Origin of the sequence: Phycicoccus avicenniae (assembly GCF_018139485.1) — a bacterium.
GTDB classification, from domain to species: domain Bacteria; phylum Actinomycetota; class Actinomycetes; order Actinomycetales; family Dermatophilaceae; genus Phycicoccus; species Phycicoccus avicenniae.
Map to the genome: position 1 here is coordinate 23,354 of NZ_JAGSNF010000006.1, position 13,521 is coordinate 36,874.

12 protein-coding genes are annotated in these 13,521 nt (G+C 74.7%); 4 read left to right on the forward strand and 8 right to left on the reverse strand.

The annotated features are described in order from the left end of the window. Positions 1-5: 5 nt before the first annotated feature. Positions 6-857, forward strand: a complete 852-nt coding sequence (locus tag KC207_RS05720) for a helix-turn-helix transcriptional regulator (RefSeq protein ID WP_211601957.1) — start codon at positions 6-8, stop codon at positions 855-857. Between the two features lie 18 nt (positions 858-875). Here the strand turns inward: KC207_RS05720 and KC207_RS05725 are convergent, their stop codons facing one another. The 5 genes from KC207_RS05725 to KC207_RS05745 are packed head-to-tail and all read right to left on the reverse strand — an operon-like array spanning position 876 to position 7,523. Next, positions 876-1,706: an alpha/beta fold hydrolase gene (locus KC207_RS05725; protein WP_211601958.1), complete on the reverse strand. Its 831-nt coding sequence runs from the start codon at positions 1,704-1,706 to the stop codon at positions 876-878. Next, the gene (ffh, locus tag KC207_RS05730; RefSeq protein WP_211601959.1) at positions 1,703-3,319 is read right to left on the reverse strand and encodes a signal recognition particle protein; all 1,617 of its coding nucleotides are present in this window, start codon (positions 3,317-3,319) and stop codon (positions 1,703-1,705) included. Before ffh ends, KC207_RS05725 begins: the two co-directional genes overlap by 4 nt. 59 nt (positions 3,320-3,378) lie before the next feature. Continuing rightward, positions 3,379-5,781 carry a [protein-PII] uridylyltransferase gene (locus KC207_RS05735; RefSeq protein ID WP_211601960.1) on the reverse strand — a complete coding sequence of 801 codons (2,403 nt, stop codon included), beginning with the start codon at positions 5,779-5,781 and terminating at the stop codon, positions 3,379-3,381. A gap of 3 nt (positions 5,782-5,784) precedes the next feature. Further along, a complete protein-coding gene (locus KC207_RS05740; RefSeq protein ID WP_211601961.1) occupies positions 5,785-6,123 on the reverse strand; it encodes a P-II family nitrogen regulator in 339 nt (112 codons plus the stop codon). Further along, positions 6,120-7,523 (reverse strand): ammonium transporter, encoded by a 1,404-nt coding sequence (locus KC207_RS05745; protein WP_211601962.1) that lies wholly within the window; start codon positions 7,521-7,523, stop codon positions 6,120-6,122. The genes KC207_RS05740 and KC207_RS05745 overlap by 4 nt, the downstream gene beginning before the upstream one ends. 158 nt (positions 7,524-7,681) lie before the next feature. On the opposite strand from KC207_RS05745, the gene KC207_RS05750 reads away from it, so the two are divergent. Beyond that, a complete protein-coding gene (locus KC207_RS05750) occupies positions 7,682-8,092 on the forward strand; it encodes a thiol-disulfide oxidoreductase DCC family protein (RefSeq protein WP_211601963.1) in 411 nt (136 codons plus the stop codon). An 18-nt stretch (positions 8,093-8,110) separates the two neighbouring features. On the opposite strand, the gene ftsY is transcribed toward KC207_RS05750, so the two are convergent. From ftsY to KC207_RS05765, 3 genes are all read right to left on the reverse strand, one after another. Then, positions 8,111-9,322: a signal recognition particle-docking protein FtsY gene (gene ftsY, locus KC207_RS05755; RefSeq protein WP_249138584.1), complete on the reverse strand. Its 1,212-nt coding sequence runs from the start codon at positions 9,320-9,322 to the stop codon at positions 8,111-8,113. 60 nt (positions 9,323-9,382) lie between these two features. Then, positions 9,383-11,335 carry a M13 family metallopeptidase gene (locus tag KC207_RS05760; protein WP_211601964.1) on the reverse strand — a complete coding sequence of 651 codons (1,953 nt, stop codon included), beginning with the start codon at positions 11,333-11,335 and terminating at the stop codon, positions 9,383-9,385. 61 nt (positions 11,336-11,396) lie between these two features. Beyond that, complete coding sequence (locus KC207_RS05765) at positions 11,397-11,609, reverse strand: hypothetical protein (RefSeq protein ID WP_211601965.1); 213 nt, start codon at positions 11,607-11,609, stop codon at positions 11,397-11,399. Positions 11,610-11,739: 130 nt separating this feature from the next. Between KC207_RS05765 and lepB the strand changes: the two genes are divergently transcribed. Continuing rightward, positions 11,740-12,444 carry a signal peptidase I gene (lepB, locus tag KC207_RS05770; RefSeq protein ID WP_211601966.1) on the forward strand — a complete coding sequence of 235 codons (705 nt, stop codon included), beginning with the start codon at positions 11,740-11,742 and terminating at the stop codon, positions 12,442-12,444. A 68-nt stretch (positions 12,445-12,512) separates the two neighbouring features. Next, the gene (locus tag KC207_RS05775) at positions 12,513-13,514 is read left to right on the forward strand and encodes a Rossmann-fold NAD(P)-binding domain-containing protein (protein WP_211601967.1); all 1,002 of its coding nucleotides are present in this window, start codon (positions 12,513-12,515) and stop codon (positions 13,512-13,514) included. Positions 13,515-13,521 lie beyond the last annotated feature (7 nt).

A 13,521-nucleotide genomic window follows, 5' to 3' on the forward strand; every position in this document is an offset into this window, starting at 1 on the left:
CGACGATGACCGGCTCCCGCGGCGACCGCGCCCAGCTCGCCGACTTCCTCCGCACCCGGCGCGAGGCGCTGCAGCCCGAGGACGTCGGGCTGCCCCGCGGCCCGCGCCGCCGCACCGGCGGGCTGCGGCGCGAGGAGGTGGCCGCGCTGTCCGGGATGTCCGCCGACTACGTCGGACGGATCGAGCAGCAGCGCGGCCCGCACCCGAGCGAGCCGATGCTCGCCGCCCTGGCCCGGGGGCTGCGGATGAGCCTCGACGAGCGCGACCACCTCTTCCGGCTCGGCGGCTTCGTGCCGCCGGGCCGGGCGGGGCGCCACCCGCACGTCGACGCCGGCCTCATGCGCATCCTCGACCGGCTCCAGGACACCCCGGCGATGGTGCTCGGCCCGGCCGGTGAGTGCCTCGCCGTGACCCCGCCCGCGGCCGCCGTCTTCGGCGACCGCTCGCGCGAGGAGGGACCGGCCCGCAGCGCCGTCCACCGGTGGTTCACCGACCCCGCCTCCCGCGAGGTCTACCCCGCGGAGGACCGCGAGCAGCGCGGCGCCGAGATGGTCGCCGACCTGCGGGCCGCCCTCGCCCGGCACGGGGAGGGCTCCTCCGCCGGCGAGGTCGTCGCCGCCCTCACCCGTGACAGCGCCGAGTTCCGGCAGGTGTGGGCCCGGCACGACGTCCGGCACAAGCACTCCCAGCGGAAGCGGCTCGTCCACGACGTCGACGTCCTCGAGGTGTACTGCACGACGCTCTTCGACGCCGACCAGACGCAGTCGCTACTCGTCTTCACGGCCGCGACCGCGGAGACGTCCGAGCGGCTGCGCCTGCTCGCGGTGCTCGGCCCGGCGCCCGTCGACGGCGCCTGAGCCGGCCGGGCCCCGGGCTCAGGCGTCGTCCGGCAGCGCGGCGAGGACCCGGCGCAGGGTCGCGACGGTGACCTCGGGGGCGCTCGTGTGCACCCAGTGGCTCGCCCCGTTCGCCGTGACGAGCCGGGTCCGCGGGAAGAGGTCCCGCATCACCGGGACGTCGTCGTCGGTGACGTAGCCGGAGTCCCCACCCGCGAGCCACACGACCGGCCCCTCGTAGGTGCGGTCGGCGAGTGCCGGGAAGGCCGCGATGCGCGAGCCGCTCCCCCGGGCGGCGTCCCGCGCGATGAGCTCGACGTTGGCCTGCCACGACCAGTCCGTCCCCGCGCGGCGGAGGTTCTGCAGGAGGAACGCCTTGACGCCGGTGTCCGGCTCGTCGAACCGGCTCTCGGCGTCGGCTCGGGTCGTGAGCTCCGCGAGCGGGAGACCGCGCATCTCCTCGATGTACCCCTCGAACCGGTCGAGGCTGCCGTAGCCCTTCGGGGCGATGTCGACGACGACGAGGCTCGCGACGAGGTCGGGGTGGGTGAGGGCGAGGACCATCGAGACCTTGCCGCCGAGGCTGTGACCGACGACGACCCACCGCTCCCCCGGCGCGTGCGCTTCGAGGGTCGCCGCGACGGCGTCGGCGTACCCCTCGTAGGAGAACTCCTCCGACCACGGCGAGCGGCCGTGGTCGGGCAGGTCGACGAGCAGGCACCGCGCGCCGGACCCGTCCGGACCGGCGAGCGCCTTCGCGACCTGGTTCCAGTTCCGGCCCTGACCGAAGAGACCGTGGAGGAACGCGACGCGGGGACCGCCCGTCCCGACCTCGAGGGTCGCGAGCGGCCCCGGGGTCCCGTTCGTCACTTCCCGAGGAACTTCTCGAAGCCCTTCGGCAGCTGCGACGGGTCGAGCTGGGAGGGGTCGACGTCGCCGAGCCCGCCGGCACCCCCGCCGAAGCTCGAGCCGGCCGGGCGCGAGACGGACCGCTCCTGCGCCGCGCGCTCCTCGGCCGCCCGCTTCGCCGGGTTGCCGGACTTGGACTTCCTGCGCTTCTGCTGCTGCTTGGCGGCGCCACGCTTGCCGGGCCCGGCGCCCCCGCCCGGCATGCCCGGCATCCCGGGGACGCCGCCGCCCTTGGCGAGCTGCTTCATCATCTTCTGGGCCTCGCCGAAGCGCTCGAGGAGCTGGTTGACCTCGGAGGTCGTGACGCCCGAGCCCTTGGCGATGCGGGCGCGGCGCGAGCCGTTGATCTGCTTCGGGTGGTTCCGCTCGAACGGGGTCATCGAGCGGACCATCGCCTCGACCCGGTCGAACTCGCGCTCGTCGAAGGCCTCGAGCTGGGCGCGCATCTGGCCCATCCCCGGCATCATCCCGAGCAGCTGCTTGAGCGAGCCCATCTTCTTGATGGCGGCCATCTGCTCGAGGAAGTCGTCGAAGGTGAAGTCCTCCGCGGCGAGGAACTTGCGCTCCATCTCCGCGGCCTGGGTGCGGTCGAACGCCTTCTCGGCCTGCTCGATGAGGGTGAGCACGTCGCCCATGTCGAGGATGCGCGAGGCCATCCGGTCGGGGTGGAAGACCTCGACGTCGCGCACGCCCTCGCCCGTCGAGGCGAACATGATCGGCTTGCCGGTGAACGAGGCGACGGACAGCGCGGCGCCACCGCGGGCGTCGCCGTCGAGCTTGGACAGGACGACACCCGTGAGGTCGACGCCCTCCTGGAAGGCCTCGGCGGTCTCGACGGCGGCCTGGCCGATCATCGCGTCGATGACGAAGAGGACCTCGTCGGGCTCGATCGCGGCGCGGATGTCCGCGGCCTGCTGCATGAGTCCCTCGTCGACCGCGAGCCGGCCGGCGGTGTCGACGATGACGACGTCGTGCTGCTTGGCGCGCGCCTCGGCGATGCCGGCGCGCGACACGGCGACCGGGTCGCCGTGCGAGCGGGTGCCTTCGATGTCCGCGGTCACGGCGTCGTGGCCGGCCTCGTTCCCGCGCTCGGGGGCGTAGACCGGGACCCCGGCACGCTGCCCGACGACCTCGAGCTGGGTGACGGCGTTCGGCCGCTGGAGGTCGGCGGCGACGAGCATCGGGGTGTGGCCCTGGTCCTTGAGCCAGTGCCCGAGCTTGCCGGCGAAGGTCGTCTTGCCCGACCCCTGGAGGCCAGCGAGCATGATGACCGTCGGGCCCTGCTTGGCGAACCGGATGCCGCGGGTCTCGCCGCCGAGGATGGCGACGAGCTCCTCGTTGACGATCTTGACGACCTGCTGCGCCGGGTTGAGGGCCTCGCTGACCTCCGCCCCGAGCGCCCGCTCGCGGACGTTGCCGGTGAACGCCTTGACGACCGGCAGCGCGACGTCGGCGTCGAGGAGCGCGAGCCGGATGTCCCGGATCGTCTTGTTGACGTCGGACTCGCTGAGCCGGCCCTTCGTGCGCAGGTTGCGGAAGGTCTCGGTCAGACGGTCGGAGAGGCTGGTGAACACCCGCCAAGGCTAACCGAGGCGCCCGCGACCGCCGTCCCGAGACGGCGGCCGCGGACCGCTCACGACGGCGCGACCCCGTCGCACGTGTCGATGACGATGCTCACGGCCTGCGCGACCCGGGGCGGCGGCAGCGGGCGACCGTCGGTCCCGGTGACGTAGAAGGTGTCCAGGGTCTGCCCGGCGTAGGTCGCGATGTGCGCCGAGCGCACCGAGATCCCTGCCGTCGCGAGCGCGGCCCCGAGCTCGTGGAGCAGCCCGGGCCGGTCCTGGGCCCGCACCTCGAGCACCGTCGCCTCGCTGCTGGCCCCCGGCACGACGAGGGCACGCGCCTGGCCGGGCGACCCGACGCCGGCGTCCTTCGACGGCCGCGGCAGGTGCGCCCGCCGGCGGTCGAGGGTCTGCAGCGGCCCGCGGTCGCCGTGGGCGAGCCGGGTGAGGCCCCGCACGATCCGCTCCGGGTCCGGGACCGCGCCCGACGGCGACTCGACGTGCCACTCGTCGACCGCGACGCCGTCGAGCGTGCGCAGGATGGCGGTGCGGACGGTGTGCCCCTCGGCCGCGAGCAGCCCGGCGGTGTCGGCGAACAGCCCGACCCGGTCGAGGTCGACGATGTCGATCCGGTGCGAACCGCCCCCGGAGATCACGGCCACGTGCGGCGTCCCCGCGCGGACGGCGTCGACGACCTCCGGCGCGAGGTGGGTCCCGACGGCGGAGGCGTCGGTGCGGGCCGGCGGCTCCCCCGCGGCCGGCCTCGGCGCCTCGAGGCGTTCGCGGACGGCGACGGCGAGCTGCTCGAGGAGGGTGGCCCGCCAGTCCGTCCAGGCCTGCGGGCCCGCGGCGGACGCGTCGGCCTCGGTGAGCGCGAGGAGGATCTCGAAGACCTCACGGTCTCCGCCGGCCGCGGCGATGGCGGCGTCGACCGTCGCCGGGTCCTGGTGGTCCCGGCGGGTGGCCAGCTCGATGAGGGTGAGGTGCTCGCGGACGAGCCGCACGAGGGTCTCGACGTCCTCCTCGCCGAACCCCCACCGCGAGACGATCCGGCGGGTCAGCTCCGCGCCGGTCACCGAGTGGTCGTGGGCGCCGCGGACCTTGCCGATGTCGTGGAGCAGCGCCGCGACGAGGAGCAGGTCCGGCCGCGAGGTCCGGCGCACGAGGCCGGCCGCGCGGATGACGGTCTCGACGAGGTGCCGGTCGACGGTGTGCCGGTGCACGGCGCTGCGCTGCGGCCGGGACCGGACGTCGCGCCACTCCGGCAGCCAGCGCTCGACGACGCCGACCTGGTCCAGGCCCTCCCAGACGACGGCGAGGCCGGCGCCCGTCGCGAGGACGTCGCCGAAGAGGTCCCGGACGGCGGGGGTCCACGGGGTCGGCAGCGGCGGGGCGGCGGACGCGAGGTTCTCCAGGGTCGCGGGGGCGATCGGCAGGTGCGCGCGGGCGGCGACGACGGCGGCGCGCATCGCCATCCCTTCGTCGGTCTCGGCGAGCCGGGAGGAGCCGAGGACGACCTCGCCGTCGCTCGCGAACAGGCCGTGGCCGAGCGGGGTCATCTGAGGCCGGCGTGGGCCGACCCGCAGGGTGCGGGCGCGCTGGGACTGCCCGGCGCGGCGCAGGGTGCCGTCGAGCGCGAAGGCGATGAGCCGCCCGGCACCGGAGACGGCGGTCAGCAGGTCGTCGGCCTCCTCGTAGCCGAGGAGCGCGGCGACGGCGTCGTGGTCCTCCCGGCCGAGCCGGTCCCGGCCGCGGCCGGTGACGACGTGGACCGCGTCGCGGACGTCGAGCAGCAGGGCGTAGGCCGCGTCGACCGAGCCGTGCGGGCGGTCCGCGAGCCAGGCCTCGGCGAGGGCGGCGAGCACGGTCATGTCCCGCAGGCCGCCGTGCGCCTCCTTGAGCTCGGGCTCGATGGACTGCGCGAGGTCGCCCTGGCGAGCGTGCCGCGCCGCGACCGACTCGACGAGCTGCGGCAGCCGCTTGCGCGCGTTGCCCCGCCAGTCGTGGGCGACGGTCGAGCGGGCGGCCGCGACGACCTCCTCGGCCCCCGCGACGTGGCTGAGGTCGAGCAGGCCGACGGCGGCCGTGAGGTCGTCGGCGGCGACCTGACGGCACTGGGTCACCGTCCGGACGCTGTGGTCCAGGCGGACCCCGGCGTCCCAGATCGGGTACCAGATGCGTTCGGCGAGGGCCGCGACCTCCTTGCTCGGGACCGACCGCTCGGAGTGCAGGAGGACGAGGTCGTAGTCGCTCAGCGGGCCGGCGTCACCGCGGCCGAGGCTCCCGACGGCCGCGAGCGCGACCCCCTCGTACCGGTTCCCCCCGGTGGCGGAGCGCCAGACCTCGGCGAGCCACTCCCGGTTGAATCGCGACAGGGCCGCCCGGCGCGCCGGGCCGGCACCCGCGACGTGGAAGTCACGGGTGCCGGCCAGGTCGAGCCTCCGGGAGCCGATGTCGCTCGAGGAGGGCGTCATGGGTCAGATCGCCTCGACCCCGCGCTCCCCGGTGCGGACCCGGGCGATGTCCTCGACGGGGGTGACCCAGACCTTGCCGTCACCGATCCGGCCGGTCTGCGCGGCCTTGAGGATGACGTCGAGGACCGAGCTGGAATCCATGTCGTCGACGAGGACCTCGAGGCGGGTCTTCGGCACGAAGTCGACGGTGTACTCCGCGCCGCGGTAGACCTCGCTGTGCCCGCGCTGCCGGCCGTAGCCCTGGGCCTCGCTGATCGTCATGCCCTGGATGCCGAAGGCCTCGAGGGCCTCCTTCACCTCGTCGAGCTGGTGCGGCTTGATGATGGCGGTGACGAGCTTCATCCCTTGGCTCCTTCGAGGTCGTGGGTCTCCTCCGGCGCACGCGCCCCGGCGGTCCCCGAGGCGCCGCCGATGCGGCCACCGCGAGCGGTGAGCTCGTAGGCGGACTCGGCGTGCTCGGTCTGGTCGATGCCGGAGACCTCGACGTCCTCCGGGATGCGCCAGCCCATCGTCGCCTTGAGGGCCAGGGCGATGACGAGGGTGACGACACCCGAGACGAGGAGCGCGGCGATCGCGACGAGGATCTGGACGGCGGTCTGCTCGAAGCCGCCACCGTAGAACAGGCCGCCCTCGGTGGCGAGCAGGCCCGCACCGACGGTGCCCCAGAGGCCGGCGACGAGGTGGACGCCGACGACGTCGAGCGAGTCGTCGTAGCCGAACTTGTACTTCAGGCCGACCGCGAGGGCGGCGAGGCCACCGGCGACGAGGCCGAGGACGATCGAGCCGACCGGCGAGAGCGAGCCACAGGCCGGGGTGATGGCGACGAGACCGGCGACGACACCCGAGGCGGCGCCGACCGACGTCGCGTGGCCGTCGCGGATCTTCTCGACGACGAGCCAGCCGAGCATCGCGGCACACGTGGCGACGGTCGTGTTGACCCACACCAGCGCGGCGGTCTCGTCGGCGGCGAGCTCGGAGCCCGCGTTGAAGCCGAACCAGCCGAACCACAGCAGGCCGGCGCCGATCATGACGAGCGGCACGTTGTGCGGGCGCATCGGGACCTTGCCGAACCCGACGCGGGTGCCGACGACGAGCGCGAGGACGAGCGCGGCCATACCGGCGTTGATGTGGACGACCGTGCCACCGGCGAAGTCGATCGGCGCGACGTTCGCCTCACCGTCGGTGCTGCCGAAGACGAGACCGGAGAGGCTGGTCTCGCCGCCGCCGAGCAGGCCGCCGCCCCACACCATGTGGGCGATCGGGAAGTAGGCGAGCGTGACCCAGAGCGGGGCGAAGACGAGCCAGGTCGAGAACTTGATGCGGTCGGCCACCGCGCCGCTGATGAGCGCGACGGTGATGATCGCGAAGGTCATCTGGAAGCCGACGAACGCGAGCTCGGGGATGTTGCCGTAGCCCTCGTAGCCGAACGGGTTGACGATGCCGTCCGTGCCGGCGAGACCGAACTTCTCGAAGGGGTTGGCGATGATGCCGGCGACGTCCTGGGTGCCGAACGACATCGAGTAGCCCCAGAGGACGTACACGATGCCGACGACGCCCGCGGCGCCGAAGGACATCATCATCATGTTGAGGATGGACTTCGCCCGGGTCAGGCCACCGTAGAACAGGGCGAGACCGGGGATGGTCATGAGGAGGACGAAGGACGCGCAGACGATGAGGAACGTGGTCGCCGCGTAGTCGACCGTCTCCGCTGCGTCCGCGAGGGGGACAAGAGTTGGGCTCATGGCGCAGTACTGTCCCCGTCCGGGGTTTCACGCCCCGCCACCTCGTGTTACGCGTTCGTTTCGGGAGCGCGCCGGGTGTAAGCATCGGGTTTCCACCCGCGGGAGGTCCCGCATCGTGAGACCCACGTCTCGCCGCGCCCGCGTGGGACGATGCCGGGATGGCCCCGCACCCGCCCGTCCTGGTCTTCGACGGGGACTGCGCCTTCTGCACCTCCTCGGCGCGGCTGCTCGCGCGGCTGCGCCGTTCCCCCGGCGACTTCGCCGTCGAGCCGTGGCAGCGCCTCGACCTGCCGGCCCTCGGCCTGACCGAGGAGCAGTGCTCGCAGGCGGTGCAGTGGGTCGCCCGCGACGGCCGGGTCTCCGCCGCGGAGCGCGGCATCGCCCGCAGCCTCCTCGCCTCCCGGGTGATGGTGCGTCCGGTCGGGGCGCTGCTCCTCGCCCCCGCAGTGCGCCCGCTCGCGGGCGTCGTCTACCGCTGGGTCGCGCGGAACCGCTCGCGGATGCCGGGCGGGACGCCCGCCTGCGCCCTGCCTCCTGCGGGTACGCAGGGCGAGGACACCCGGCCCTGACGGCCGGCGCCTCGGGTCCTACTCGACGATCGCGTCGACGAAGGCCTCGGGGTCGAAGGGCGCGAGGTCGTCGGGGCCCTCGCCGAGCCCGACGAGCTTGACCGGGACGCCGAGGGCCCGCTGCACCGCGACGACGATGCCGCCCTTCGCGGTGCCGTCGAGCTTGGTGAGGACGATGCCGGTGATGCCGACGACCTCGGCGAAGACCTCCGCCTGCTTCATCCCGTTCTGGCCGGTCGTCGCGTCGAGGACGAGGAGCACCTCGTCGACCGGGCTGCGCTTCTCGATGACCCGCTTGACCTTGCCGAGCTCGTCCATGAGCCCGACCTTGTTCTGCAGCCGTCCTGCGGTGTCGACGAGGACGACGTCGGCCTCCATCTCGGCCGCCGCGGCGACGGCGTCGAAGGCGACCGACGCCGGGTCCGCCCCCTCGCGGTCGGAGCGGACGGTGGGGACCCCGACGCGGCCGCCCCACGTCTCCAGCTGGTCGGCCGCCGCGGCGCGGAAGGTGTCGGCGGCGCCGAGCACGACGTCCTTGTCCTGGGCGACGAGGACCCGGGCCAGCTTGCCGACGGTCGTCGTCTTGCCGGTGCCGTTGACCCCGACGACGAGGACGCACGCCGGTCGGCCGTCGATCCGGGAGTCGGCGAGCGAGCGGTCCATCGTCGGGTCGACGAGGGCGAGGAGCTCCTCGCGCAGCCACCCCCGGACGACCGTCTCGTCCGTCGTGCCCTCGACGCTGACCCGGGTGCGCAGCGCGTCGACGAGCTCGGTGCTCGCGGCGACGCCGAGGTCGGCCGCGATGAGGGTGTCCTCGACCTCCTCCCACGCGGCCTCGTCGAGCCGGCCACCGGCGAGCAGGGCGAGCAGGCCCTTGCCGATCGTCGTGTTCGACCGGGCCAGCCGCGCCCGCAGCCGCCGGAGCCGTCCGGCCGGCGCCTCGGGGGTCTCCACGGTCGGCGCGGGCGGCGCCTCGGGCTCGGCGACCGCGGGGCCGGCGCCCGGGGACACCTCGTCCTCGACGACCTCGCCCGGGTGCTCGATCGTGCCGATCGCCCCGTCCGGGGCGAGGTCGGCGTCGCTCGGACCCGGCGTCCCGGGCTCCGGTGGGGCCTCGTCGAGGTGCCGGTTGCGGCTGCGGCTGCCCCGGACGAGGCCGAGGAGCACGCCGCCGACGACGAGCAGGATCGCCGCTGCGACCCCGATGTATGTCCAGATCTGGTCGGTCACCGGTCCATCCTGTCAACGGGTGCGGCCCCGGTCACGTCGCCGGGCCGCGGGGGCGTGCGGTCAGAAGATGCGGACACGGTCCTCGGGGGCCAGCCACATGCCGTCGCCGGGGGCGGTGCCGAACGCCTCGTGGAACTCGTCGAGGTTGCGCACGGCGTTCGCGCGGACGTCCTGCGGGCTGTGCGGGTCGACCGCGAGCAGCCGCTCGGCCTCGGCCCGGCGGGACATCCCGCGCCAGATCGTCGCCCAGCCGAGGAAGAACCGCTGGGCGCCGGTGAGCCCGTCGACGACGGGCGCGTCCTCGTCGCCGAGGGCGATCCGGTAGGCCCGGTAGCCGATGCTCAGGCCGCCGAGGTCGCCGATGTTCTCGCCGACCGTGAGCGCGCCGTTGACCGTGTGCCCCGGGGCGTCGCGGCCCTCGACCTCGTCGAACTGCGCGACGAGCGCGTCCGCGAGGGCCTGGAACGCGGCCCGGTCCTCGTCGGTCCACCAGTCCCGCAGCTCGCCCCGGCCGTCGAACTGCGACCCCGAGTCGTCGAACCCGTGCCCGATCTCGTGGCCGATGACCGCGCCGATGCCGCCGTAGTTGGCCGCGTCGTCGGCGTCGACGTCGAAGAAGGGAGGCTGGAGGATGGCCGCCGGGAAGACGATCTCGTTCATCCCCGGGTTGTAGTAGGCGTTGACCGTCTGCGGGGTCATGAGCCACTCCGCCCGGTCCACCGGACCGCCGAGCTTGGCGAGGTTGCGGTCGACCTCGAAGGCGGTCGCCCGGTGCACGGAGCCGAGGAGGTCGGCGGCGTCGACCTCGAGGGCCGAGTAGTCCCGCCAGCGGTCCGGGTACCCGATCTTCGGGGTGAAGCGCTCGAGCTTGGCGAGCGCCTCGGCCCGGGTGGACTCCCCCATCCACGGGACCCCGGACAGGCTCTGCCCGAAGGCCGCCACGAGGTGGTCGACGAGCTCGAGCATCCGCTCCTTGGCGTGCGGCGGGAAGTGCCGCTCGACGTAGAGCTGCCCGACGGCCTCGCCGAGGGCGTCCTCGACGAGCGAGACCCCGCGCTTCCAGCGGGCCCGCAGGGCGGGGACCCCGGAGAGGGTGCGCCCGTAGAAGGCGAAGTTCTCCTCGACGAACGCACCCGAGAGGTACGGCGCGCTCGCGTGGACGACGTGCCAGGCGAGCCAGTCCCGCCACTCCTCGACCGACACCTCGGTGAGCGCCGAGGCGACCGAGCGGAGGTGGTCGGGCTGGCGGGCCACGACGGAGGACAGGGTGCGCTCGGGGGCCCCGAGCCCCTCGAGGTAGCCGGCCCAGTCGACCCCGGGGGTCATCTCCTCCAGGCCCTCCCGGTCGAGGAGGGTGTAGGTCCTCACCGGGTCGCGGTTGGTCACCTTGTCCCAGTGCCCGGCGGCGATCCGGGTCTCGAGCGCCATGACACGCTCGGCCGCGGCCTCGGCCCCGGGCCACGCGACGAGGCGCAGCATCCGGGTGACGTGCCGGACGTACGCGTCGCGCTTCGCGGCGTGCTGCTCCTCGCGGTAGTACGACTCGTCGGGAAGGCCGATGCCGGCCTGCTCGAGGTAGACGACGTAGCGATCGGGGTCACGGTCGTCGGTCGAGACGATCGGCACGACGAGCCCGCCGACCCCGACCCGCAGGAGCCTCCCGAGGAGGCGGACGACGTCGCGGGGGTCGCGGACGGCCGAGACCTCCTCGAGGAGCGGCACGACCGGGGCGGCGCCGAGGGCCTCGACGGTGTCCTCGGCCATGAAGGCGGCGTAGAGGTCACCGACCTTGGCCGCGACGGTGCCGGGCGCCGGCGAGCCGGCCGCCACCTCGTCGATGATCGTGCGGACGTTCTCCTCGGCGGCCTCGCGGAGCATGTCGAACGTGCCGTAGCGCCCGCGGTCCTCCGGGACCTCCGTCACGGCGAGCCAGGCGCCGTTGGCGTGCGCGAACAGGTCGTCCTGCGGGCGCACCGCGGGGTCGAGCGCCTGCGTGTCGATGCCGGACCTCATCCGGGTCGCTCCTTCGTCTCGGGGTGACCTCATTCGACCACACCCCGCCGACGGTGTCGGGTCAGGCCCGGGGCCCGGTGAGGACGCGCTCGTCCGGCGTGTCCCCGGCGCTCGTCACGCGGTCCCGGCCACGGTGCCGGAACGACTCGACGAGGTGCTCTCCGCGGTCGGTGAGCACCTCGCGGCCGCCGCGTCGGGCCGGCACGGCGACCGTCGCGAGGACGAGCAGCGCGAGCGCCACGAGGACGACGAGGACGAGCACGACCGGCAGCATGCGACCAGGATCGCGCCCGCGGGCGGTTCGGCCAAATCGCGGTGCGCCGGGGCACCGGTCGCGCCCCGGCCGGCGGTGACGCCGGTCCCGCCACGTCGCCGGCGGGTGACCCGGCGGATACCCTGCAGCCGTGAGCGACGCCGAGTCCCCCGGGGACCGACCGACCCGCCGTCGGCGGCTCCCCTGGTTCACCGAGGTCGTCGTCGCGCTCGTCGCCGTCGCGCTCGTCCAGGCCTTCCTCGTCAAGCCCTTCGGGGTCCCCTCGCAGTCGATGGAGGACACCCTGCGGGTCGGGGACCGGATCCTCGTCAACCGGCTCGACGACACCGTCGAGCGGCGCGACGTCGTCGTCTTCGGGCACGGCGCCTCGTGGCAGGACCGCGAGCTGCCTCCCGCCGACAGCCCGCTCGTGCGGGCCGCCCGGTGGGTCGGCGACCTCACGGGGATCGGCCCGAGCAGCACGGCCTACACGGTCAAGCGGGTCGTCGGGCTGCCCGAGGATCGGGTCGCCTGCTGCACCGACGACGGTCGGGTGACGGTCGACGGCCAGGCCCTCGACGAGCCGTACGTGTACGAGGACCTGCCCTTCGAGCCGGGGTCGCTCGACTGCGGGAGCACCCCCCGCTCGACCCGGTGCTTCCCCGAGATCCGGGTGCCGCGTGACTCCCTGCTCGTCCTCGGCGACCACCGCTCGCAGTCGGCCGACTCGGTCATCGGCTGCCGGGGCGCGGTCGACGGCCAGGAGTGCGCCCGGCTCGTGCCGGTCTCGCGGGTCGTCGGCCCGGTCGTCGTGCGGTTCTGGCCGCCCTCGCACCTCGGCGGCATCCCCCGCTGACCGGGACGCGTTCCGCCGCGGGCGGACCGCCCTTCCGCCCCGGCCCTGCCCGTGGTGGGCTGGGCGGCATGCGACTCCTCGTCCTCGGTGGCACCGCCTTCCTCGGCCACGCGGTCGCCTCGGCCGCCCTCACCGGCGGCCACGACGTCACGTGCGTGGCCCGCGGGACCTCGGGCACCGTCCCGGGCGGCGCCCGGCTCGTCCGTCACGACCGCACCGGTCCCGGGCTCGGCGGGGTCGAGGACGCGACGTGGGACGCGGTCGTCGACGTCGCCCGCGACCCCGGGCAGGTCCGGCGGGCCGTCGACGCCCTGGCCGGCCGGGTCGGGCACACGGTCTTCGTCTCGACGGGCAACGTCTACGCCGACCACTCCGTGGTCGGAGCCGACGAGGACGCGCCCCTGCTCCCGGCGCGCGACACCGGTGGAGACGACCCGGACGCCTACGGCGGGGCCAAGGTGGCCTGCGAGCGGGCGTACCGGGACGCGCTCGGGGACGCGCACGTGCTCGTCGCCCGCGCGGGGCTCGTCGGGGGCCCCGGGGACGTCTCCGGCCGGTCCGGCTGGTGGCCGTGGCGCTTCGCCCACCCGGCGGTCCCGGGCGAGGTGCTCGCGCCCGACGACCTCGACGCCCCGGCCCAGCTGGTCGACGTCCGGGACCTCGCCGGATGGCTCGTCCGGTGCGCCGCGTCCGGCACCGCCGGGGTCGTCGACGCCGTCGGCCCGACGACGACGCTGGGCGGGGTGCTCGACGCCGCCCGTGAGGCCGCCGGGTCCTCCGCCCGGGCCGTCCCGGCGGACCCGGCGTGGCTGTCGGGGCACGGCGTCGGCGCGTGGATGGGACCCAGGTCGCTGCCGCTCTGGCTGCCGTTCCCCGACCACGCGGGGTTCGCCGCGCGCCGCGGCGCCGCTGCTCGCGGGCTGGGGCTCAGGACGCGGCCGCTCGTCGACACCCTGCGCGACACCCTCGCGTGGGAGGAGACCGGCCGTCCCGAGGGCGCGCCGCGCCGGGCGGGCCTCACCGACGACGAGGAGCGCGAGGTCCTCGCCTCCTGGCACGCCCGCGCCTGACCCCGTC

Coding starts and splice junctions, on each gene's coding strand:
- KC207_RS05720 (WP_211601957.1), top strand. CDS start 6: ATGACCGGCTCCCGCGGCGACCGCGCCCAGCTCGCCGACTTCCTCCGC.
- KC207_RS05735 (WP_211601960.1), bottom strand. CDS start 5,781: ATGACGCCCTCCTCGAGCGACATCGGCTCCCGGAGGCTCGACCTGGCC.
- KC207_RS05740 (WP_211601961.1), bottom strand. CDS start 6,123: ATGAAGCTCGTCACCGCCATCATCAAGCCGCACCAGCTCGACGAGGTG.
- KC207_RS05745 (WP_211601962.1), bottom strand. CDS start 7,523: ATGAGCCCAACTCTTGTCCCCCTCGCGGACGCAGCGGAGACGGTCGAC.
- KC207_RS05750 (WP_211601963.1), top strand. CDS start 7,682: ATGGCCCCGCACCCGCCCGTCCTGGTCTTCGACGGGGACTGCGCCTTC.
- KC207_RS05760 (WP_211601964.1), bottom strand. CDS start 11,335: ATGAGGTCCGGCATCGACACGCAGGCGCTCGACCCCGCGGTGCGCCCG.
- KC207_RS05765 (WP_211601965.1), bottom strand. CDS start 11,609: ATGCTGCCGGTCGTGCTCGTCCTCGTCGTCCTCGTGGCGCTCGCGCTG.
- KC207_RS05775 (WP_211601967.1), top strand. CDS start 12,513: ATGCGACTCCTCGTCCTCGGTGGCACCGCCTTCCTCGGCCACGCGGTC.